General features: G+C 65.3%; 19 protein-coding genes. 14 read left to right on the plus strand and 5 right to left on the minus strand.

The annotated features are described in order from the left end of the window. Positions 1 to 152 precede the first annotated feature (152 nt). Positions 153 to 815, plus strand: a complete 663-nt coding sequence (locus tag AC3QL2_RS24635; RefSeq protein ID WP_493236036.1) for an RBBP9/YdeN family alpha/beta hydrolase — start codon at positions 153 to 155, stop codon at positions 813 to 815. 74 nt (positions 816 to 889) lie between these two features. Here the strand turns inward: AC3QL2_RS24635 and AC3QL2_RS24640 are convergent, their stop codons facing one another. The 5 genes from AC3QL2_RS24640 to AC3QL2_RS24660 are packed head-to-tail and all read right to left on the minus strand — an operon-like array spanning position 890 to position 5,693. Then, entirely contained in the window at positions 890 to 1,837 is a 948-nt protein-coding gene (locus tag AC3QL2_RS24640) for a CysB family HTH-type transcriptional regulator (RefSeq protein WP_493236035.1), read from the minus strand. Then, positions 1,837 to 2,946, minus strand: coding sequence for a sulfate/molybdate ABC transporter ATP-binding protein (locus AC3QL2_RS24645; RefSeq protein ID WP_493236034.1), 1,110 nt, complete (start codon positions 2,944 to 2,946; stop codon positions 1,837 to 1,839). Before AC3QL2_RS24645 ends, AC3QL2_RS24640 begins: the two co-directional genes overlap by 1 nt. Positions 2,947 to 2,950: 4 nt before the next feature. Continuing rightward, entirely contained in the window at positions 2,951 to 3,844 is an 894-nt protein-coding gene (gene cysW, locus AC3QL2_RS24650; RefSeq protein ID WP_493236057.1) for a sulfate ABC transporter permease subunit CysW, read from the minus strand. Next, a complete protein-coding gene (cysT, locus tag AC3QL2_RS24655) occupies positions 3,844 to 4,680 on the minus strand; it encodes a sulfate ABC transporter permease subunit CysT (RefSeq protein ID WP_481122921.1) in 837 nt (278 codons plus the stop codon). Before cysT ends, cysW begins: the two co-directional genes overlap by 1 nt. Further along, positions 4,680 to 5,693: a sulfate ABC transporter substrate-binding protein gene (locus AC3QL2_RS24660; protein WP_493236033.1), complete on the minus strand. Its 1,014-nt coding sequence runs from the start codon at positions 5,691 to 5,693 to the stop codon at positions 4,680 to 4,682. The genes cysT and AC3QL2_RS24660 overlap by 1 nt, the downstream gene beginning before the upstream one ends. 231 nt (positions 5,694 to 5,924) lie before the next feature. Here AC3QL2_RS24660 and AC3QL2_RS24665 point away from each other — a divergent pair, with 231 nt between their 5' ends. The 13 genes from AC3QL2_RS24665 to AC3QL2_RS24725 all read left to right on the plus strand — a co-directional run bounded on the left by AC3QL2_RS24665 (position 5,925) and on the right by AC3QL2_RS24725 (position 21,689). Continuing rightward, positions 5,925 to 6,527 carry an RNA polymerase sigma factor gene (locus AC3QL2_RS24665; protein ID WP_493236032.1) on the plus strand — a complete coding sequence of 201 codons (603 nt, stop codon included), beginning with the start codon at positions 5,925 to 5,927 and terminating at the stop codon, positions 6,525 to 6,527. Continuing rightward, positions 6,524 to 7,153 (plus strand): S8 family serine peptidase, encoded by a 630-nt coding sequence (locus AC3QL2_RS24670; protein ID WP_493236031.1) that lies wholly within the window; start codon positions 6,524 to 6,526, stop codon positions 7,151 to 7,153. Before AC3QL2_RS24665 ends, AC3QL2_RS24670 begins: the two co-directional genes overlap by 4 nt. Positions 7,154 to 7,245: 92 nt before the next feature. Next, positions 7,246 to 8,370 carry a S8 family peptidase gene (locus AC3QL2_RS24675; protein WP_493236030.1) on the plus strand — a complete coding sequence of 375 codons (1,125 nt, stop codon included), beginning with the start codon at positions 7,246 to 7,248 and terminating at the stop codon, positions 8,368 to 8,370. Positions 8,371 to 8,443: 73 nt separating this feature from the next. Next, complete coding sequence (locus AC3QL2_RS24680) at positions 8,444 to 9,109, plus strand: TorF family putative porin (protein WP_493236029.1); 666 nt, start codon at positions 8,444 to 8,446, stop codon at positions 9,107 to 9,109. Positions 9,110 to 9,219: 110 nt separating this feature from the next. Continuing rightward, positions 9,220 to 10,332 carry a TIGR03118 family protein gene (locus AC3QL2_RS24685; protein ID WP_493236028.1) on the plus strand — a complete coding sequence of 371 codons (1,113 nt, stop codon included), beginning with the start codon at positions 9,220 to 9,222 and terminating at the stop codon, positions 10,330 to 10,332. Between the two features lie 29 nt (positions 10,333 to 10,361). After that, positions 10,362 to 11,687, plus strand: a complete 1,326-nt coding sequence (locus AC3QL2_RS24690; RefSeq protein WP_493236027.1) for a hypothetical protein — start codon at positions 10,362 to 10,364, stop codon at positions 11,685 to 11,687. Positions 11,688 to 11,702: 15 nt separating this feature from the next. Next, the gene (locus AC3QL2_RS24695; protein ID WP_493236026.1) at positions 11,703 to 11,987 is read left to right on the plus strand and encodes a high-potential iron-sulfur protein; all 285 of its coding nucleotides are present in this window, start codon (positions 11,703 to 11,705) and stop codon (positions 11,985 to 11,987) included. Between the two features lie 524 nt (positions 11,988 to 12,511). Then, entirely contained in the window at positions 12,512 to 13,033 is a 522-nt protein-coding gene (locus tag AC3QL2_RS24700) for a hypothetical protein (RefSeq protein ID WP_493236025.1), read from the plus strand. 252 nt (positions 13,034 to 13,285) lie between these two features. Beyond that, positions 13,286 to 15,433: a hydantoinase/oxoprolinase family protein gene (locus tag AC3QL2_RS24705; RefSeq protein WP_493236024.1), complete on the plus strand. Its 2,148-nt coding sequence runs from the start codon at positions 13,286 to 13,288 to the stop codon at positions 15,431 to 15,433. 29 nt (positions 15,434 to 15,462) lie between these two features. Then, positions 15,463 to 17,787: a hydantoinase B/oxoprolinase family protein gene (locus AC3QL2_RS24710; RefSeq protein WP_493236023.1), complete on the plus strand. Its 2,325-nt coding sequence runs from the start codon at positions 15,463 to 15,465 to the stop codon at positions 17,785 to 17,787. 23 nt (positions 17,788 to 17,810) lie between these two features. Beyond that, complete coding sequence (locus AC3QL2_RS24715) at positions 17,811 to 18,314, plus strand: acetone carboxylase subunit gamma (protein WP_493236022.1); 504 nt, start codon at positions 17,811 to 17,813, stop codon at positions 18,312 to 18,314. Positions 18,315 to 18,735: 421 nt separating this feature from the next. Next, positions 18,736 to 20,718, plus strand: a complete 1,983-nt coding sequence (locus tag AC3QL2_RS24720) for a sigma-54-dependent Fis family transcriptional regulator (RefSeq protein ID WP_493236021.1) — start codon at positions 18,736 to 18,738, stop codon at positions 20,716 to 20,718. 74 nt (positions 20,719 to 20,792) lie between these two features. Continuing rightward, positions 20,793 to 21,689, plus strand: coding sequence for a hypothetical protein (locus AC3QL2_RS24725; RefSeq protein ID WP_493236020.1), 897 nt, complete (start codon positions 20,793 to 20,795; stop codon positions 21,687 to 21,689). Positions 21,690 to 21,708: the final 19 nt, after the last annotated feature.

Here is a 21,708-nt window from a genome sequence, read left to right on the forward strand (position 1 = left end):
GAATAAGCTTCCACGTTTTTCTTGGTTCAGTCCGCCGCCGCCGCTGCCTAGACTGCCCCCATCCCATAAAACGTGACACAGGCAGCAGGGTGCGGGCGAAGCGGCCACCAAGCCGTTCCGCCCGCGCCATTCTGCTCGCCGGAAAGCGCCCCATGCACCACACCACCCTCATCGTCCCCGGCTTCCACGGCAGCGGCCCCGCCCACTGGCAGACCTGGCTGGAAACCCAGCTTCCCGACGCCCGCCGGGTCCGCGGCATCGACTGGGAAAACCCGGTCCTGGCCCGCTGGGCACAAACCGTCCGCGACGAAATCGACGCCTCGCCTGGTCCAGTGTGGCTCGTCGCCCACAGCTTCGGCTGCCTCGCCTCCGTGGTCGCCGCCAGCGACCGCCTCAACCGGGTGGCCGGCCTGCTGCTCGTCGCGCCGGCCGATCCCGAACGCTTCACGCCTTTCGGCCTACGGGACGAAGACACCTACCCGGAAGACGAAAGCCTGAGCCACTGGATTCCCCGCAATGCCATCGGCGCACCAAGCATCGTCGTCGCCAGCACCAACGATCCGTGGGTGCGCCTGTCCTCCGCCGCCTACTGGGCCGACAACTGGGGCAGCCACCTGGTGGAGATCGGCGCCGCCGGACACATCAACGTGGATTCCGGCCACGGCCCATGGCCGCGTGGGCTCGAACTGCTGCACGCGCTGAAGGCCTCCGCCGAGGACCTGCCCCTCGGCAGCATCGATGACTTCAGCCTCGTGCGGCGGGGCCGCCAGGGCGCCCTCGCCCGCCTGCGCCACGGCACGCGCGGGCGTCCCTAGCCCCCGGAAACGAAACAGCCCCGCACGAAGCGGGGCTGTCTCTTTGTGCCAGCAATCCGGCGCGCTTGCCAGGGTCAGAAGTCCCCCGCGTATCCTTCCTTCTCCGGGCGCAGCGCAGAACGCACCACGCTCTCGGTCAGCTCCTCCGAGCACAGCTCAATGAAGCGGTACGCGAAACCGCGCAGAAAGTGGCCGCGACGCACCGCGATGCGCGTCACGTTCTCCTCGAACAGATGGCTGCTCGGCAACATCCTGAGGCCCTGATCCCGGTGGCCGTCATAGGCCATCGACGCGACGATGCCAACGCCCAGCCCCAGCTCCACGTAAGCCTTGATCACGTCCGCGTCGAGGGCCGACATCACCACGTCCGGCGTCAGGCCGGCCCTGGCGAAGGTCTCGTCGATCTTCGCGCGGCCGGTGAAGCCTTCGTGGTAGGTGATCACCGGGTACTCGGCCACCGCCTCCAGCGTCAGCGGCTCGACGGATTCGAGCGGATGGCCGGCAGGCACGATCACCGAGTGATGCCAACCGTAGTACGGGAAGGACACGAAGTCCGCCACGCCGGCCAGCGATTCGGTGGCGATGCCGATGTCGGCGCGGCCGTCCTGCAGCATCGTGACGATCTCCGTCGGACTGGCCTGGTGCAATACCAGATGCACCTTCGGGAAGGCCTGCTTGAACTGGGTCACCACCCGTGGCAACGCGTAGCGCGCCTGGGTGTGGGTGGTGACGATGGTCAGCTGGCCGTGGTCCTTGTTGCTGAACTGGTCGGCGATGCTCTTGATGTTGCGCGCATCCATCAGCATGCGGTCCACGATGTGGACTAGCTCCTGCCCCGGCTCGGTCAGCCCGAGCAGTCGCTTGCCCTTGCGGATGAACAGTTCCAAGCCCAGTTCGTCTTCCAGATCCTTGATGTGCTTGGATACCCCCGACTGGGAGGTGAACAGCGCATTGGCCACCTCCGTCAGGTTGAAATTGCGGCGCACCGTTTCATGAATGATGCGCAGTTGCTGGAAATTCATCAGATCACCCAGTTGGGCGCCTGGTCGGCGCCATTCTTATCTGCATTGCGTTCAAAAACCCGCAGGCGCGAGGGTACCAGACGAACCGTCTGTCCTTCCTCCAGGCCGAGGCGCTGCACCTCGTCGCGGGTCACTTCGACTTCGAACAACTGGCCGGTCGAACCGTTGAGCCCATCAAGCTCCACGCGCGCCGTCACGCCGAAGGCCAGGATGCGGCTGATCTTGGCCGACACACCGCCGGCTTCCTGCGGATTGACGACGATGTTCAGCTCGTGCGGACGGGCGAACGCAAACACCTCGGAGCCGTGGGCCAGATCCACCTTGCCCGGCGCCAGCACGTCGTCGCCGACATGCACCTTCTGGCCATCCACGCGGCCGTGGAAGAGGTTCACCGAACCGAGGAAGCCATACACGAAGGGCGACGCCGGATGGCGGTACACCTCTTCCGGCGTGCCCACCTGCTCCACCTTGCCGTGGTCCATCAGCACCACCCGGTCGGCCACTTCCAGGGCTTCTTCCTGGTCGTGGGTCACGAAGATGGAGGTGATGTGCAATTCGTCGTGCAGGCGGCGCAGCCAGCGGCGCAACTCCTTGCGCACCTTGGCGTCGAGCGCCCCGAAAGGCTCGTCGAGCAGCAGCACGCGGGGTTCAACTGCCAGCGCCCGGGCCAGCGCGATGCGCTGACGCTGGCCGCCGGACAACTGGGACGGGAAGCGGTCCGCCACCCAGTCGAGCTGCACCAGCTTTAGCAGTTCGGTCACCTTGGCCTTGATGGCGCTTTCCGACGGGCGCTGGCTGCGCGGCTTCATGCGCATGCCGAAGGCCACGTTGTCGAACACGGTCATGTGGCGGAACAGCGCGTAATGCTGGAACACGAAACCCACCTGGCGTTCGCGCACATGGGTATCGGAAGCGTCGGCGCCATCCAGCAGCACCTTCCCGCTGTCCGCCGACTCCAGGCCGGCGATGATGCGCAACAGCGTGGTCTTGCCGCAGCCGGACGGCCCGAGCAGCGCCACCAGTTCGCCGGTAGGAAAGTCCAGCGACACGTCGTTGAGGGCGGTGAAACTGCCGAATTCCTTGCGGATGTTGTGAACCTGGATGCTCATGATCTCATTCCTCGGATTGCTGGCTAGCCTTGCCAGCCTGATGCTCCACCCAGGTCTTGATGACCAGGGTCACGAGTGCCAGCAGCGCCAGCAGGGAGGCCACCGCAAAGGCGGCGGCGAACTGGTATTCGTTGTAAAGAATTTCCACGTGCAGCGGCATCGTGTTGGTCTGGCCGCGGATGTGGCCGGACACCACGCTCACCGCGCCAAACTCGCCCATCGCGCGGGCGTTACACAGGATCACGCCGTACAGCAGGCCCCACTTCACGTTGGGCAGGGTCACGTACCAGAAGGTCTGCCAGCCCCGCGCGCCCAGCACCGCTGCGGCCTCTTCCTCGTCGCGCCCCTGGGCTTCCATCAGCGGGACCAGCTCGCGGGCCACGAAGGGAAAGGTCACGAAAACCGTCGCCAGCACGATGCCGGGCACCGCGAAGATCACCTTCATGTCGTGCTCCGACAGCCACGGCCCAAACCAGCCCTGGGCGCCGAAGACCAGCACGTAGATCAGGCCAGACACCACCGGCGACACCGAGAACGGCAGGTCGATCAGCGTGATCAGCAGGTGCTTGCCGCGGAACTCGAACTTGGTGATCGCCCACGCCGCGGCCACGCCGAACACCAGATTGAGCGGCACCGAGATCACCGCGGCGGTCAGCGTCAGCTTGATCGCCGCCCACGCATCGGGCTCGATCAGCGCAGCAAAATACACATCCCAGCCCTTGCGCAGCGCTTCCACAAACACCGTGATCAGTGGCAGCAGCAGAAAGATGCTGAAGAAGGTCAGCGACAGCGCCAGGATGCCCCACTTCACCAGCGCCGGTTCGCGCGTGGCGGCCTTCGATTCGAATCGGGCGGCGTGATCCGCCGACCCATGCAATACAGCAGCAGCGCCGGACATCAGCGTTCCCTCCCGGTACGTTTGGCAGTCCATGCCTGCAGACCGTTGATGATCAGCAGCAGCACGAACGAAATCAGCAGCATGACCACGGCGATGGCGGTCGCGCCGGCGTAGTCGTATTGCTCCAGCTTGGTAATGATCATCAGCGGGGTGATCTCGGACACCAGCGGAATGTTGCCGGCGATGAAGATCACCGAACCGTATTCCCCCACCGCGCGGGCAAAGGCCATCGCGAAGCCGGTCATCAGCGCCGGCAGCACGGTCGGGAAGACCACGTGGCGGAAAGCCTGCCAGCGGTTGGCACCAAGGCTCACCGCCGCTTCCTCGTACTCGGTATCCAGATCCTCGAGGATCGGCTGCACCGTGCGCACCACAAACGGCAGGCCGATGAAGATCAGCGCCACCAGCACGCCCAGCGGCGTGAAGGCCACCTGGATGCCCAGCGGCTCCAGCAGCTTGCCGACCCAGCCGTTCTTGGCATACAGCGCGGTCAGCGCGATGCCGGCCACCGCCGTCGGCAGCGCGAACGGCAGATCCACCAGCGCATCCACCAGGCGCTTGCCAGGGAAGGAATAACGCACCAGCGCCCACGCCAGCATCAGGCCGAAGACGGTGTTGATCAGCGCGGCGATCAGCGACGCGCCGAAGGTCAAACGATAGGACGCCAGCACTCGCGGCGACGACACCGCAGCGATGAAGTGATCGGCGCCGAGGGAGCCGGCCTTCAGGAAGACCGCCACCAATGGGATCAGCACGATCAGCGACAGCCAGGTCAGCGTGTAACCGAGGCTGAGGCCGAAGCCCGGCAGCACCCGGGTCGAATTCGTCGCAGCCATCAGCGTTTCACCACGATCTGGTCATACACGCCGCCGTCGGCGAAATGGGTCTTCTGCACCGCATCCCAGCCGCCCAGCTTGCCTTCCACCGTAAAGGTCTTCACGGCCGGGAAACGGCTCGAATACTTCTTCAGCACCGCCGGATCCACCGGACGGAAATGGTGCTTGGCGATGATCTCCTGGCCTTCCGGCGAGAACAGGAAGTTCAGGTAGGCGGTGGCCTGCTTGCGCGTGCCGCGCTTGTCCACCACCTTGCTCACCAGCGCCACCGGCGCCGCCGCCTCGATGGACACGGACGGATAGACCACGTCGAACTTGTCACCGCCCACTTCCTGGTCGATCAGCACCGCCTCGTTCTCGAAGGTGATCAGCACGTCGCCGATGTCGCGCTGCGTGAAGGTCGTCGTCGCCCCGCGGCCGCCGCCGTCGAGCACCGGCACGTTGGCGAACAGCTTGGTCACAAAGTCCCGCGCACCCGCGTCGCTGCCGGTCTTCTGCAGCGCATAGCCCCACGCCGCCAGATAGGTATAGCGGCCGTTGCCGGAGGTCTTGGGGTTCGGCACGATCACCTGCAGGCCCGGACGGACCAGGTCGGACCAATCCTTGATGCCCTTCGGGTTGCCCTTGCGCACCAGGAAGATGGTGTTCGTCGTATAAGGCGCCGCCCCGTGCGGGAAAGCCTTCTGCCAGTCCGCCGCCACCAGGCCCTGCCTGGCCAGCACGTCGATGTCCGGCACCTGGTTCATCGTCACCACATCCGCCTCCAGGCCCGCCGCCACCGACTGGACCTGTTTGCTCGAACCGCCATGGGACTGGTTGATCGTCAGCTTCTCCTTCGCCGTGCGCTGCCACTGAGCGATGAAGGCCGGATTGATGTCCTTATAAAGCTCCCGCGACACATCGTAGGAGACATTGAGAAGCGTGGCATCGGCCAAGGCCGGCGCCGCCGGCAAGACCGTCAGGCCCGCCAGCAAGGCCAGCACAGGACGCAGCGCGGCACGGGTCGGGGACATGGGATTCTCCTGTTTATCGAGTCAGACCCGAGTCTAGGGAGGAGTCGCGATGCACCAAACCAATAAAAATGGCTTTGTATATTCCCGGGAATGCAATGGAGAGCAGCTGGACAGATTTGTGCGTTATAAGAAGGGCACCCGATCGGTGAGCGTCCTATACCGAAATCTTCAGCTTCCATTGAACCAAAGCGGGCTCTGAGGGAATCCACCGACGACAAAGGAGCGATCGGGATGCTGGAGGCAGGCACGAGCCGGAGCTACACCGAAGATGCGGTGCGCCTTCCGGACAATGCGGACGAATTGCAAATGCTGACGGGGATCTGCGCGGGAAACCGGCAGACCTTCGAGCTTCTCTATCGCCTTTATTTCCCCCGTCTGACGCGCTTCCTGGATAGGATCCTGCGCAACACCGCGCTCATCGAGGAGGCCATCAACGACACGATGTGGACGGTCTGGCGCCGTGCCGACAGCTTCGATCGCAGCTGCAAGGTGTCCACATGGATTTTCGCCATCGCTTACCGCAAGGCACTGAAGGCGCTGAAGACCCGGGATGCCCCTGTCGATGCCGATCCGGACCTGTATGCAGGTGAAGCCAGCCTACAACCCGACGCGGTACTTGATCAGCATGAGCTGAGCCAGCTGGTCGGTGACGCGCTCGACGCGATCCCGCTGGAACAGCGCATCGTGGTCAATCTTGCCTACTATCACGGCATGCGTTACGAGGAAATCGCCGAGGTCATGGATTGCCCGGTCAATACGGTGAAATCGCGCATGTTGCACGCCCGCCGCAGGTTGAAGGCCCTCCTCGCGGGTCAATTGGAGCCAGGCTCATGAACGGAAAGATCATCGAACTGGAACCGTCCGAGCACCTGCAAGTGGAAAAGCTGCTGCCATGGCTGCTCGTCGATGGTTTGTCCGCCGCCGAACTGGAGCGGGTCCATCGGCACCTCGAAGGCTGCCCGCAATGTCAGTCCGATCTGGCCTGGCAGCGCCAGCTACTGCAATTGGGGGAGCCATCGCGGCTCGCCGAACCCGATGTGGAACGCGCCTTCGCGGCCATCAACAAAAAACTGGGCCCCATCTCCCGGCCAACAGCCCGGCGCTTTGCATGGCCGAACCTGCAAGGCGGCTGGCTGCCGTGGGCGCTTGGTGCACAAAGCCTCGTCATCGCCCTGCTCGCCGTGGCGCTGTGGCAGTCCTCCGGAGACCCGGCGCCATACCAGACCCTGGGCACGCCCGAGACAGCGCGTGGGCAAGTCATCGTCACCTTCAAGGAAGCCACCACCGAAGCAGAATTGCGTCGCATCCTGCGTGGCAGCAATGCGCGAATCGTCGACGGGCCGACGTTCTCCGGCGCCTATGTGCTGAACGCGGCGGACACATCGGCGACAGTCACGGCATTACGACGGGAGCCCTCCGTCACCCTGGCCGAACCGCTGGTCGCCGGAGCGCAACGATGATCCGGCTGTGGCTGTGGCTATGCCTAGCTTGCAGTCTGGCCCCCGCCTGCGCCATGGCAGACGGGCCCGGGCCTGACGGCGCCGACAAAGCCATGGAGCGTCAAGTCCTGGTCATGCTGCACATGCCGCCGCCACATTTTCGTGCCGACGCCAACTATGGCGGCACCTATGCGGACCGCAGCGGGCACCGGGCACGTCTCCGCATCGCCCTCGATCTGGCCGACACCTATGGTCTGAAGCTGGTAACCAATTGGCCGATGGAGGAACTGGGCATCGATTGCTACGTCATGGAGCTTCCCCCGATGGCCGCTCCCGGCCCGATTCTCCTTCATCTGGCCCAGGATCCACGGGTGAAATGGGCTCAACCGATGAGCATCTACCTCACCCAACAGAACCATGACCCCTTGTACCCGACACAGCCGGGCGCCCGGCTGTGGCACCTGGACGAGCTTCATCGGCACACAACCGGGCACAACGTGCGGGTGGCCGTCGTCGACAGCGGCATCGATGACGTGCATCCCGACCTGGCTGGCCAGATCGTCGTCAGGGAGAATTTCGTCGATGGCAGCGCCTACGCCGCGGAAGCCCACGGCACGGCGGTGGCCGGGATCATCGCGGCACGGGCCGGCAATGGTGTCGGTATCGAGGGCGTTGCCCCCGGAGCACGCCTGATGGCGCTGCGGGCCTGTTGGGAACAGGCTGCCACCAAGACCATGTGCAGCAGTTTCACGCTCGGCAAGGCTCTCAATTTTGCGCTGTCCCACCAAGCCCAGGTGATCAACCTGAGCCTGAGCGGGCCGCCCGACCGTCTGCTTGCGCGACTGCTGGATCTGGCGCGGGAGCGCGGCATCACCGTTGTCGCCGCAGCCGATCCACAGCATCCGGATGGCGGATTCCCGGCCTCCCATCACGGCGTTATCGCGGTGGCCGCAGATCAGGTGGGCGCCACCGGGACGGACTGCCTGCGGGCCCCGGGACAGGACATCCCCAGCACCGCCCCCGGTGCCCGCTGGACGTTCGTATCCGGGGCATCCTTCGCAGCCGCCCACGTATCCGGCCTCCTCGCCTTGCTGGAGGAATTGCGGCCCGGCCAAACCGCAGCTCGCGCGATACTGGCCCAGGCGGGTACCATCGACGCCTGCGCGGCGGTCGCCCGCACCACCGGGAGCTGCCTGTGCGCCTGTACGACCATGACGGTATTGCCAAGCCTGCCATGAGCCCATGAGTCCGCCACCGGACGCCTTCGGGGCAGTGCTGAAGCATATGTCCCCGCCACGCCGGAGCGTGGCGGTGCTGGCCCTGCTGTTCGCGCCCGCCGCAATGGCGCAGCTCGGCGGCAGTGCCACGCTGGCTTCGGACTACCGATTCCGCGGGGTCTCCCTGAGCAGGGGCCGACCCGTGCCCCAATTGACCCTGGACTACAACGGCCAGGAGGGCGGCTATGCCGGACTGTTTGCCTCCCAGGTCGCCTTTCCCGGCGATGGCACAGGAACCCAGCTCACGGCCTACACCGGTTATGCCAGGCGCTGGCAGCCGGGATTGAGCTGGGAGTGCGGGATCGCCGACACGCACTTCAGGCACGCCACCGGCTACGACTACGCGGAAGGCTTCGTCGGTCTCTCGTCGAGAAGGCTCAGCGCCCGTCTGTATTACGCCCCCAGCTATTTCGGCGAGTTGAAACACACCTTCTACGCCGAACTCAACGGCGCTTACCCGCTCGCTGAACACCTGCACCTCACGACCCATGCCGGGCATCTGCATGCGCTGACGGGAACGGTCACAAGCACGCCAAGCTCGCGCAACGATCTGCGTATCGGGCTGAATCTCGACAGCGGCGACTGGACCGTCCAATTGGCATGGATCGCCGTACAGCAACGCACACCAAGGTCTGCGTACGACAACGCGGACAAAGGCACATCGCACACGTTCATGTTGAGTACCTCTTACGCGTTCTGAAGCAAACCTTGCCGGGACGAGTATTTTCGTCACAACCGGAAACCCTTCCGCCCCTCCAGGGAATGTACCGGACACAGGAGTCGCTCCTGGCTTCTTGGAGGGGAAACACCATGAAAGCGCAACGTGAGATCAAGGGCTTCGTAACGGCCGTCGCGGCCACTATCGGACTGCTGGCGTGCGGTGGCGGCGGCGGTCACATGCCTCCCGTGGGCACCGTCTATACGGCAACCAGCCTGGTAGTCGATATGGCCACGACACCGGGTTACGGCAGCACAAACACCCGTCAGATCGATCCCAACCTCGTCAATGCCTGGGGCCTGGCCTTTAATCCGACCGGCTTCGCGTGGGTGGCCAACAACGGCACATCGACCTCGACACTCTACGACGGGAACGGCGTTCCCCAGTCCCTGGTGGTCTCGATCCCCGCCGGACAGAGCGGGTCCGCCTCGCCGACCGGCATCGTCTTCAACCCGACACAGGACTTCATGCTCAGCCAGGCCGGGCTGTCCGGCGCCAGCGCCTTCATCTTCGTTGGAGAGGGCGGCACCATCGCCGGATGGTCACCGGCCGTCGACCGCACCCACGCCGTGACGGTCATCGACAAGGGGGCTGGCGGCACAGTGTACAAAGGGCTGGCGATATCTGCCTTCGGAGGCGCCAACTACATCTACGCGACCGACTTCCACAACAATCGCATCGACGTTTACGACGCCAGCTTCAATCCCGCCGCCCTGCCCGGGAGCTTCATCGACCCGGCCATGCCCGCGGGCTATGCGCCCTTCGGCATCCAGGCCATCGGCAGCAACATCTATGTTGCCTACGCCCTCCAGGACAGCGATGCGCACGACGAAGTCGGCGGCGCCGGACTGGGCCTGATCGACGCCTACGACAGCGGCGGCAATTTCATCAAGCGCCTCGTGTCGCCGGGAGGAGCCCTGAACGCCCCGTGGGGCATAGCGATGGCGCCGGCCAACTTCGGCAGGTTCAGCGGCGACCTGCTTGTGGGCAATTTCGGCGACGGAAAGATCAATGCGTTCGACCCCGTCACCGGCAATTTCCAGGGCACGCTCGGCAAGGCCGAAGGACAACCCATCGTGATCGACGGCCTGTGGGGCATCGCCTTCGGGAACGGACTCAACAGCCAGCCGACGAACACCCTCTTCTTCACCGCCGGACCGGGTGACGAAGCCCACGGTGCCTACGGCCGGATCGATGTGAAGTAGGACCTGCCGACTCTTCGCAGAGGTGTCCCATGTCAAAACATGCCACCGACTTGCTGGCTGGCTGCCGGGGTTTGGCCGGACTGCTCCTTGCGCTGCTCTGCAGCGCAGTTGCGGCCCCGGCCCAGGCAGTTCCCAGCTTTGCCCGCCAAACCGGCTTCGACTGCATGACCTGCCATGTGAGCTGGCCGGAGCTGACTCCGACCGGCAGGCAGTTCAAGCTGAACGCCTATACCCTTGGTGAGAAGCGCATGCTGCCGATAGCCGGCATGCTGCAGGTATCGAGAACATCCACCTCCCACCGCAACGCCGATACACCCGAAGCGTTCCGGAAAGACGGAGACATCGTGCTGCAGCAAGCCAGCCTCTTCCTGTCGGGCAAACTCGCCGAACACCTCGGCGTGTTCTCCCAATGGACTTACGACGGCGTCGCCCACCACAGCGGCATCGACAATGTGGACCTGCGCTACGCCAACCAGTTCGAGGCCGGCGGACAGGATCTGTTGTACGGCATCACCCTGCACAACAACCCCACCGTGCAGGACGTCTACAACACCGGTCCGGCCTGGGGCTTTCCGTTCGCCTCTTCGCCGGTGGCGGTCACACCGAATGCGGCAAGCGCCATCGAAAGCCTCGGCCAGCAGGTGGCCGGCCTGGGCGGCTACCTGCTGTGGCACAACACCCTCTATTTGGAACTCAGCGCCTACCGTACCGCCAACGGCGCCTTCTCGATGCTGCGCGCCGGCTCCGACAAATCCAGCGACGCTGCACTCAAGGGCCTGAGCCCCTACTGGCGACTGGCGCTGCAACACGACTGGCGCGAGGGCACCCATTCGGCCATGGTCGGCGCCTACGGCCTGAAAGTCGATCGCTATCCGGACAACCGCCTGACCAGCGGCCCGACCGACCGCTTCAACGACCTGGGAATGGATGCGCAATACCAGTTCATCACCGACCGCCACCGTGTCTCGCTGCAACTGAACTATATCCACGAGCACCAGGACTGGAACGCGACCGCGCAAAGCAACCCGTCCGACACCCTGCGCATATTCCGGGGCAAGGCCACCTATTACTTCCAGAAGCAATACGGCGCCACCCTCGGCTATTTCTCGGTTCGCGGCAATGCGGACGCGCAACTCTACGACACCGGAGAGCCCATCGGCGGCAGCGCCAAGGGCAGCCCGGATAGCACGGGAATGATCGGCGAACTGAATTACCTGCCCCGGCGGGACATGCGCCTGACGCTGCAATACACCGCCTACCGCAAGTTCAACGGCGCCACCAGCAACTACGATGGATTCGGCCGCAATGCCAGGGACAACAACACGCTGCTCCTGCTCGGCTGGTTCATGTTCTGACGCGGAGAAACGGACATGAAAAACACGATCCCCGGCCGCCGCACGCTACTCAAACAGGGCTCCGCCCTGCTGCTGGTCGCCCCGATCTACTTCCTCGGCAAACCAGCCCTGGCCGGCAAGGCCTCCAAGATCGCCTTCCATTACCAGGACCATCCGCGGGGAGAACAAAGCTGCTCGGCCTGCGTCGCCTTCATTCCATCCGAGAACGGCAGCACGGCCGACGGCAGTTGCCGCATCGTCGATGGGCCGATCAGCCCGAACGGATGGTGCATGGCTTTCACAAGGAAGCCCGACAGATAAGCCATTCGCGCGGGCCTCGGTCTGCCAAGCCCGCACCGATCATGGCATCCTTGCCCGCCGCCTTCCTTGACGCGTAGCGCGACTCAACCGATTCAGCCGACGCGGACGTCCGGCAACGGGGGCTGGGGCTGGGGTCATCACGCTTGCAAGCGCATTTGTGCAACAAGGCCTTCCCAGAGCGTGCCGACCGCCAGCGGGCTGCTACACGCAGAAAGCTGCCGTATAGCTCACCCTTCCAGGAAGGGCGCCACATCTCATGTGGCGTCTGCACCATCGAATCACGCCCCCCAACATCGAAATAGCCGCGCGCTGCATGACATGTTGCGTCCGCACTGATCAATGCGACGGCGGCGACATCGAATGTTGACCGCGTCTCTTCTCATGTTCACGTCGGCATACATGCCGCGCGGTCTGGCGTGTTCTATGTGCAAGCAGTCATCATCAAACAGCACCGGGGAACATGCTGACCGCCGCGGGCATCATAAACAGTGCACGCCACGCTCTCTTCCAACCGCGCACCGATCATGAACTCCCTTCCCGCCGTTCTACTGGGCGCCACCCTCGCCGCCCTCCTCTCCGCCTGCGCCGGCCCGCGCTTTCCGGCGAATGTCGCGACCGTCGATGAACTCGTTACCCGCCTCGGGCCGCCAGCCAAGCGCTGGCCGATGGATAGCGGCGGCGAGCGCCTGGCGTTCACCACGTCGCCGATGGGGATGCAGACCTGGATAGCGGTCGCCGACGCGGGCGGCCGGGTTCGCCGTGTCGAGAACGTGCTCGACATGCAGCACTTCGCGCGCATCCAGCCGGGCATGGGCGCGGATGCGGTGATGCGCGAGATCGGCCCGCCTTACCTGCCCTGGACGGTGAGCTACCCGGCGCGCAACGAGCGCGTGTGGGAATGGCGTTACTGCGATGTATGGAATGAACCAGCGCGCTTCGATGTGCTGTTCGATACCACCTCCGGCCTGGTCCGCTCGACGATGAGCCTCACCGAGCGCCAGTCCCGCGACGGCAACGGCGAGCGCACCGAGTGGTGCAGCCAGTAAGGCCTCCCTCCCCGGCCGCGCACCGGACGTTCGACTCCTGCACGAACGTCCGATTCCCGGTCGCCGATTCATCCGCCGGTCTTTCCCCTTTGCCATCCGGATCGAATCGAAAACTCCTTTTCTTTCAGTCTCCTACCTTCTTCTTGTGCGGACTGGCACAGCGGTTGCCCTATGTCTTGCGGGGACAGCGGCTCGCCCCGGGGTGCGGCGGAATGCGGCACCAGTCCAAACCAAGGAGACATGGAGACAACAATGGAAGTCCAACAATCACAAGTACAGGTGATGGGCATCGATGCCGGCGGCACGATGACCGATACCTTCTTCGTTCGGGCCGACGGACGCTTCGTCGTCGGCAAGGCGCAGAGCAATCCGGCCGACGAATCGCTGGCCATCTTCAACTCGTCGGAGGACGCCCTCGCCCACTGGAATCGCACGGTGGACGACGTCTATCCGGAACTGGCGACCTGCGTCTATTCCGGCACCGCGATGCTCAACCGCATCCTGATGCGCAAGGGTCTCGACGTGGGCCTGATCTGCAACAAGGGCTTCGAGCAGATCCACTCCATGGGCCGCGCCCTGCAGAGCTATCTGGGCTATGCGCTGGAAGACCGCATCCACCTCAACACCCACCGCTACGACGAGCCGCTGGTGCCGGTCTCCCGCACCCGCGGCGTGACCGAGCGCACTGACGTGCAGGGCAAGGTGGTCATTCCGCTGCGTGAAGAGGAAGTCCGCCAGGCCACCCGCGAGCTGATTGCCGCCGGCGCGCAGGCCATCGTGATCTGCCTGCTGCAGTCCCACAAGAACGAATCCAGCGAAACCCGCGCACGCGACATTGCGCGTGAGGAGCTGGCCAAGCTGAAGGTGGACATCCCGGTCTTCGCGTCGGTGGATTACTACCCGTCGCGCAAGGAAAGCCACCGGATGAACACCACCATCCTGGAAGCCTACGGTGCCGAACCGTCCCGCCAGACCCTGAAGAAGGTCAGTGACCGCTTCAAGAAGCACGGCGCCAAGTTCGACCTGCGGGTGATGGCCACCCACGGCGGCACGATCAGCTGGAAGGCCAAGGAACTGGCCCGCACCATCGTCTCCGGCCCGATCGGCGGCGTGATCGGTTCAAAGCTGCTTGGCGAATACCTCGGCGACGAGAACATCGCCTGCTCGGACATCGGTGGCACCAGCTTCGACGTGGCGCTGATCACCAAGGGCAGCTTCGCGATCAAGTCCGACCCGGACATGGCGCGCCTGGTGCTGTCCCTGCCGCTGGTGGCGATGGACTCCGTGGGAGCCGGCGCCGGTAGCTTCGTGCGTCTCGACCCGTATAGCAAGTCGATCAAGCTCGGCCCGGACAGCGCCGGCTACCGCGTCGGCACCTGCTGGCCTGAGAGCGGCCTGGATACGGTGTCGGTGTCCGACTGCCACGTGGTGCTCGGCTACCTGAACCCGGACAACTTCCTGGGCGGTGCGATCAAGCTCGACGTGCAGCGCGCCCGCGACCACATCAAGGCGCAGATCGCCGACCCGCTCGGTCTGTCGGTGGAGGATGCCGCCGCCGGCGTCATCGAACTGCTCGACCTGACCCTGTCCGAGTACCTGCGCGCAAACATCAGCGCCAAGGGCTACAACCCCGCCGAGTTCACCTGCTTCTCCTACGGCGGCGCCGGCCCGGTGCACACCTACGGCTACACCGAGGGCGTCGGCTTCAAGGACGTGGTGGTACCCGCCTGGGCCGCCGGTTTCTCGGCCTTCGGCTGCGCCTGCGCCGACTTCGAGTACCGCTACGACAAGTCGGTGGATCTTGGCGTCGCCCAGCTGGCCGACGACGACACCAAAGCGGCCGCCTGCCGGACGCTGCAGGACGCCTGGTCCGAACTGGCGCTGAAGGTCATCGACGAGTTCGTGCTCAATGGCTACAAGGCCGAGGACGTGCTGCTGATCCCCGGCTACAAGATGCAGTACATGGGCCAGCTCAACGACCTGGAGATCGTCTCTCCGGTGACCAGCGCCACCAGCGCCGCCGACTGGAACCAGATCATCGATGCCTTCGAGAACACCTATGGTCGTGTGTATGCCAGCTCGGCGCGCTCGCCGGAACTAGGCTTCTCGATCACCGGCGCGATCCTGCGCGGTACGGTGGTGACCCAGAAGCCGGTGCTGCCGGAAGACGAAGACGCCGGCCCGACGCCGCCGCAGGAAGCCTACCTGGGCACCCGCCCGTTCTACCGCCACAAGCGTTGGGTCGACGCCGCGCTGTGGAAGATGGAAAGCCTGAAGGCCGGCAATCACATCGTGGGCCCCGCGATCATCGAATCCGACGCCACCACCTTCGTGGTGCCCGACGGCTTCGCGACCACGATCGACAAGCACCGCCTGTTCCATCTCAAGGAAGTCCGCTAGGCCACATACCCCATTGAGGAGACATCGTCATGAACATGATGAACAAGAATGAACTCGGTTTCGCCGACTTGCTGAAGAACGGCCAGACCTTGAAGCAGTTCCGCGACGGCATCATCGAACGCACCAAGGCCAGCGGCCACTACAACGGCATCGAGAAGCTGGTCTTCCGCGACAGCGACCCGATCGGCTACGAGAAACTGTTCTCCAAGCTGCGCGGCGGCCTGGTGCATGCCCGCGAAACGGCCAAGAAGATCGCCGCCAGCCCCATCGTCGAGCAGGAAGGCGAGCTGTGTTTCACGCTCTACAACGCCGCCGGCGACTGCGTGCTGACCTCCACCGGCATCATCATCCACGTCGGCACCATGGGCGCGGCGATCAAGTACATGATCGAGAACAACTGGGAGGGCAACCCCGGCATCAACCCCGGCGACATGTTCACCACCAATGACTGCGCCATCGGCAACGTGCACCCCTGCGACATCGCCACCATCGTGCCGATTTTCTGGGAGGGCAAGCTGATCGGCTGGGTCGGCGGCGTGACTCACGTGATCGACACCGGCTCGGTGACGCCGGGTTCGATGTCCACCGGCCAGACCCAGCGCTTCGGCGATGGCTACATGATCACCTGCCGCAAGACCGGCATCAACGACGAGCCGCTGCGCGACTGGCTGCATGAGTCCCAGCGCTCGGTGCGCACGCCCAAGTACTGGATCCTCGACGAGAAGACCCGTATCGCTGGCTGCCACATGATCCGCGAGCTGGTGGAGGACGTGATCCGCGCCGACGGCATCGAGGCCTACGAGAAGTTCGCCTATGAAGTCATCGAGGAAGGCCGCCGCGGCCTGATGAGCCGCATCAAGGCGATGACCCTGCCCGGCAAGTACCGCAAGGTGTCCTTCGTCGATGTGCCCTACAAGCATGAAGACGTGCAGGTCTCCAACGCCTTCGCCAAGCTCGACTCCATCATGCACTCGCCGTGCGAGATGACGATCAAGCCGGACGGCAAGTGGCGCCTCGACTTCGAGGGCGCAAGCCGCTGGGGCTGGCATACCTTCAACGCCCACCAGGTGGCCTTCACCTCGGGCATCTGGGTGATGATGTGCCAGACCCTGGTGCCGACCCAGCGCATCAACGATGGCGCCTACTTCGCCACCGAGTTCCGCCTGCCCAAGGGCACCTGGTGCAACCCGGACGACCGCCGCACCGGCCACGCCTACGCCTGGCACTTCCTGGTGTCCGGTTGGGCAGCCCTGTGGCGCGGCCTCAGCCAGTCCTACTTCAGCCGCGGCTACCTGGAAGAGGTCAACGCCGGCAACGCCAACACCTCCAACTGGCTGCAGGGCGGCGGCATCAACCAGGACGGCGAGATCCACGCGGTGAACAGCTTCGAGGCCAGCTCCTGCGGCACCGGCGCCTGCGCGGTGAAGGACGGCCTCAACCACGCCGCCGCGATCTGGAACCCGGAAGGCGACATGGGCGACATCGAGATCTGGGAGATGGCCGAGCCGCTGCTCTACCTGGGTCGCAACGTCAAGGCCAACTCCGGCGGCTACGGTAAGTACCGCGGCGGCTGCGGCTTCGAGACGCTGCGCATGGTGTGGAACGCCCAGGACTGGACCATGTTCTTCATGGGCAACGGCTTCATGAACAGTGACTGGGGCCTGATGGGCGGCTATCCGTCGGCCACCGGCTACCGCTTCGAGGCGCACAAGACCGGGCTCGAGAATCGCATCGCCATCGGCGACAGCCTGCCGCTGGGCGGCGACCTCGATCCGTCCAACCCGGACTACGAGCGCCACCTGGATGCCACCGCCACGGTCAAGCGCGACAAGCAGTGCATCACCACCGAGGACTGCTACGCCAACCACGACCTCTACCTCAACTACCTGCGCGGCGGCCCCGGCTTTGGCGACCCCATCGACCGCGAGCCGAAGGCCATAGAGGCGGACCTCAACCAGAAGTTCCTGCTGCCCGAGTACGCCGAGAAGGTCTACGGCGCGGTGCTGACCCAGGACGCCAAGGGCGTGTTCACCGTCGATCCGGCCAAGACCCAGGCCCGCCGCGCACAGATCCGCAAGGAACGCCTGGCCCGCGCGCTGCCGACCCGCGAATGGATGAAGGAGGAGCGCGAACGCATCATCAACAAGCACGCGGCCACCCAGGTCCAGCACATGTTCGCCACCAGCTTCGCGCTGTCGGAGAAGTTCACGCAGCAGTTCAAGGATTTCTGGAGCCTGCCGGCCGACTGGCAATTGCTCGAGGAAGAGCTCGGCGTGCCCTCCTACGGCGCCAAGCACCGCATGGATCTGTCCATGCTCCCCGACGTCACCACCGTCGTCCAGGTCGAAGAGTAACCACGGAATCAAGGAGTCCGAACATGTCCAACTACACCAACGAGCAGGTCGCCCACCTCGTCGAAGGTTCGCTCGACTGGGAAACCACCTTCCGCATGCTGTCCATGCCCAAGGACCACAGCCGCTTCGAACAGTACGTGGCGGCCCTGCAGGCCAAGGTCAGCTTTCCCGATCGCATCGTGCTGCCCCTCGGCCCGCACCTCTACATCGTCCAGTCCGCCAAGACCAAGGAATGGGTCACCCAGTGCGACTGCGGCCACGTCTTCGCCGACTACCGCGAGAACTGGAAGCTCCATGCCGCCATCTACGTGCGCGACACCGAGGAAGCGATGACCGAGGTCTATCCCAAGCTGATGGCGCCGGATACCCAGTGGCAGGTGTATCGCGAGTACTACTGCCCGACCTGCGGCACCATGCACGACGTGGAGGCGCCGACCCCGTGGTACCCGGTGATCCATGACTTCGAGCCGGACATCGAAGCCTTCTACAAGGACTGGATGGGCCTGCCGGTGCCGGAACGCGCTTAAGCAGGGTTGCAAGCGCTTTGCGGGGCTCGGCCGTGGCGGCCGGCCCCGCTTTTTTGTTGGCGACAGCACCCAGTCCATGACAGCCGGCAAGCGTCCGAAAATGAGTCGGACGCCGTATCGGACGTCCGGTTTTCGGACGCTTCATCCCGGCTGCTGCCGTACGCTTCACGGCGGACGCCGCACGGCATGCGGGCTGCGCACTCCGCTGCTGGATGGCATTACCTTTGCTAATCTTGAGGATGGCAATCCGGCCCTTCGGCCGACCAGACCCAACGACAGGAGGCACAGCACCACCCGATCGATCCACCGTTCCGTCCGCGCGCAGAAACCATTCATATCGGCCGCCTCGATCGCGGCCCGCCGCAGCCGGGACGCAAGCCAAAGGAGGAAGACGTGAGAAAAACACCGCATGGAGGGACCCGTGTTCTCCAATCCACGTAACAACGCCGCCGTGATGGCCGCCTGGGAATCCTTCCTGAGCGGCGACGCCGCCCGCAACGACACACTGCGGACCCTGGTGGACCGCTCCTGGCGGCGCTGCCAGGACGCCCATGTGGATCCGGACCGCCGCTACGCCCCCGATCCCCTGCCCGAACAGGCGCTGTACGCGCTGCGGGAGAGCAACAGTGAGCTGCTTGAAGCCGGCGCGCCAGTGATGGCCTATGCGCGGGATTTCCTCGCAGAGAGCGGCACGATGATGCTGCTCGCCGACACCCAGTGCACCATCCTCACGATGGAAGGCGACACCCCGACGGTGGACACTGCAGAGTCGATCCGCCTGGTTCCCGGCGTCACCTGGAGCGAGCGCATCTGCGGCACCAACGCCATCGGCACGGCGCTGGCCGTCGGCCAGCCGGTGCAGATCCATTCGGCCGAGCACTTCTGCGCCGGCATCAAGCTGTGGACCTGTTCGGCAGCGGTGATCCGCCATCCACAAGGCGGCGAGATCGTCGGCGTGATCGACGTCTCCGGCCTGTCCGAAACCTACAACCGCCAGAGCCTGGCCCTCGCCGTCACCACCGCCAGCCGCATCGAGAGCCGCCTCGCCGCGCGGGAGATGGAGCTGCGCTGCCGCCTGCTGGAAGGGGCGATGGGCCGCTGGGGCTCCAGCGCCACCGACGGGCTGATCCTCTTCGACCGGCGCGGTGTGCCGGTCAAGATCAATGAACACGCGGCCGCCGGCGTCTCGGCACGGGGCGGCGACATGGACCTGTCCGCCCCCGCGCGGCTGCCGGAGATGGCCCTCGGCGCCAACGGCCCGGTTGGCCCGCTGCCCGAGTGGATGAACAACGACTGGCTGGTGCCGGTGACGAGCCACGGTCTGCGCCTCGGCACGCTGCTGATCATGCCCCTAGCCCGCGGCGCCCGCCCGGCGTCCATCCAGCAGGCTGCGCCGAACTGTACGCCGCCCGACAGCCCGGCCAAGGTGCGCAATTTCGCGTCGCTGGTCAGCCGTAACCCGGCGCTGCTGTCGGCCATCGACAAGGCGCGCCAGCTGGCCCGCTCGAAGGTGCCGGTGCTGCTGCTCGGCGAAACCGGCGTCGGCAAGGAGGAGTTCGCCCGCGGCATCCACGAGGCCAGCCAGCGCGCCAGTGGCGCCTACGTGGCCCTCAACTGCGGCGGGCTGTCGCGGGAGCTGCTGGCCAGCGAGCTGTTCGGCTACGCTGAAGGCGCCTTCACCGGCGCCCGCAAGGGCGGCATGATGGGCAAGATCGAAGCGGCCGACGGCGGCACGCTGTTCCTCGACGAGATCGGCGAGATGCCCATCGATCTGCAGCCCCACCTGTTGCGGGTGCTGGAGGAAGGCGAGATCCACCGCCTCGGCGAAAACTCTCCGCGCAAGGTGAATTTCCGCCTGGTCGCCGCCACCCACCGCAACCTGCGCGAGGAAGTCGCCGCCGGCCGCTTCCGCATGGACCTCTATTACCGCATCGCCGTCACGACGCTGCACCTGCCTCCGCTGCGCGAGCGAGGAGAGGACATTTCGCTGCTGGTGGATCTGTTCCTGGCCCGCTTCGCCACCCAGCACGGCCTCGCCGAACGCCCGCTCGGCGCCGGCATCCTGGAGCGTCTGCAGGCCTATCCGTGGCCGGGCAACGTGCGCGAGCTGCGCAACGCGGTGGAGAGCATGGTGCTGATGAGCGACGGCCCGGAGATCGGCATGGAGGCCCTGCCCGCCGAGCTGTCGGACATCGAGCTGCCCACACCGGCCGCCAGTGGCGGCGCGCGGATCTGCAGCATCGCCGACGGCGAGCTGGAACTGATCCGCCGCGCTATCGCCGCCACCGGCGGCAACCTCACCTGGGCCGCACGCCAGCTCAACATTGCCAAGAGCACCCTGTATCTCAAGCTCAAGCGCTACGGGCTGGAGGTGGACCGGGAACGCGCCCGTACGAGCGCCTGACGGCAGGCTTGCAAACGGGGCGGTTTGTGTAAAAAGCAGCCCGCCCCGGCACGGGCCGGACTAAAATCCGGCCGATGTTCGACTCGCCCCAATCCAGGTCTTCGCGCGCCCTCCAGCTGGCGATCGCGACGTCCCTGCTCGTGCATGGCCTCCTGCTGCTGATCAAGCTGGCCCCGCCAGAGCAGGAACACGCCAGCCCCCGCCTGGAAGCCCGCCTTGCCCCGCCGCCGGCGCCCCGCGCGGACGTACGGCCGCGCCCGAAGGAGCCGGTCAAGGTCGCCGAAGCCCCGCCGAACAAGCCGCAGCCGAAACAGAAGCCGAAGGCCAAGGCAGCCGAGAACCGCCCGCGCATCCTCACCGCCCGCAAATCCGACGCGCCCGCCGTTCGCAGCGCCGAACCCGCCCCCACGTGGAGCGTGGCCCAGAAGGAGGAAATGGACAACTTCCTCAACGATCTGGCCCGCGACGCGAAGAGGCCGCCCCCACCGCCGCCGACCCTCGCCGAGCGCTCCATGGCAATGGCCCGCGAGATCGGCCGCGAGCAGATGCGCGAATCCCGCGGGCGCAGTTCGAGCAGCCTGGAAGACCTGGTCGAGCGCATCCCCAACAGCCCGCCGGTCGATCCCTTCAGCCTCGAGTTCTACATGGACGCGCTGGTCAAGAAGCTCAACCGCAGCGCGGCTTTCGTGAAGAACGACCCGCGCACCCGCGGCATCCGCAACGCGTCCATCGAGGTGCGCCTGAACCCGGACGGCTCGCTGAAGAGCTTCAAGGTCGTCAATGCCGGCGACCAGCAGGACGAGATTGCCTTCGTGAAATCGGTCGTGGAACGGGCGATCCCGTTCTCCGCCTTCCCGCCGGACATCGTGAAGTCCGCCAAGTCCCTGGCGCTGATGATCTGCATCCAGCCGCCCAGCCTGGGCGGCGGCAGCTTCGGCTTCACGCGCCGGCCGGACGGCAGCGGCTGCTGACGGCAGCACAGCAATAGAA

This window comes from Zoogloea sp. GW822-FHT05C07 (assembly GCF_058800215.1).